General features: G+C 38.3%; 1 protein-coding gene. It reads right to left on the reverse strand.

Annotation, left to right across the window (positions count from 1 at the left end):
• Positions 1-29: 29 nt before the first annotated feature.
• Positions 30-1,153, reverse strand: a protein-coding gene (locus tag LXM54_RS27630; protein WP_442780552.1) for an IS3 family transposase whose coding sequence is annotated in 2 segments (ribosomal slippage) — positions 30-907 and positions 907-1,153 — 1,125 coding nt in all. Because the reading frame shifts where the segments join, the coding sequence is not laid out codon by codon here.
• Between the last annotated feature and the right edge of the window lie 78 nt (positions 1,154-1,231).

Here is a 1,231-nt window from a genome sequence, read left to right on the forward strand (position 1 = left end):
TGGAATGTCAACACCAAACTGGACAACTTTTATAAGGCCTGTTTCTTGAATTCTACTGGCGTTAAGTAACCGAGTGTTCCATGAATTCGAATATGGTTAAACCAATGAACATAATCATTTAATTCCAGTTTTAGCTGTTCAAGAGAAGTAAAATGGGCTCCATTTGCGAATTCCGTTTTGAAGACTTTGAACATGGCTTCGGCGACGGCGTTATCGTATGGACATCCCTTTGTACTCAAAGATCTTTGAATCCCAAATGTTTCTAAAGCCTCGGAAAGTAGTTTATTATCAAACTCTTTTCCTCGGTCTGTATGAAACATTTGAATGTTATGCAAGTTACCTTTAATGCTTGCCAATGCTTTATATACCAGGTCAGCTGTCTTATTTGGACCAGCACTATAGCCGATAATTTCTCGGTTGAAAAGATCGACAAATAAGCATACGTAATGCCATTTTTTCTCGACACGGACGTATGTTAAATCACTTACAACTACTGTTAATGCTTCTTCTTGGTTAAATTGACGTTTTAACTCGTTTCGGGTAGGAGCTTCATTACTGGATTGTTTATATGGCTTGTATTGTGCCACCGTATAATTCGATACCAAGCCTAGTTGTTTCATAATCCGACCGATTCGACGACGAGAAACGATCCAGTTTTGCTTCTTTAACTCTACTTTGAGTTTGCGAGTACCATAGTTACAACGACTTCCCTTAAAAATGCGTTGAATTTCATTGGAAAGCTCCACTTCTTCTCTTTCATGGGCTTCTTTTTCGCACAAATTGGCTTGATAGTAGTAACTACTTTTGGGTATATGGAGGACGTTACACATTGCTGATACTGAATATTTGTGTGTGTTATTTCGAATCACATTTATTTTCGTCCCATGATCAGCGCAGCTTGCTTTAAAATGTCATTCTCCATCATTAAGCGTTGGTTTTCTTTGCGCAATCTCATTAACTCGTTCTCTTCCTCTGTACGATTATCTTTCGCAGAAAAGGATCCAGTTTCTTGATGATTTTTAATCCAACGATCTAATGAGGATGGTGTGATTTCATACTCTCGGCAGATATCCGCACGGGACTTTCCATTTTCATATAGCTTTACTAATTGAAGTTTAAATTCGGCTGTAAAAGTTCTACGTTGGCGCGGCATTGTACCAAGCTCCTTTAGGTTAGTATGTTTAGTGTACTAGCCCTTATAAATTCTGTCCAACTTAGTGTAGCCGATTCA

Origin of the sequence: Bacillus sp. Au-Bac7 (assembly GCF_021341655.1) — a bacterium.
GTDB lineage: Bacteria > Bacillota > Bacilli > Bacillales > Cytobacillaceae > Niallia.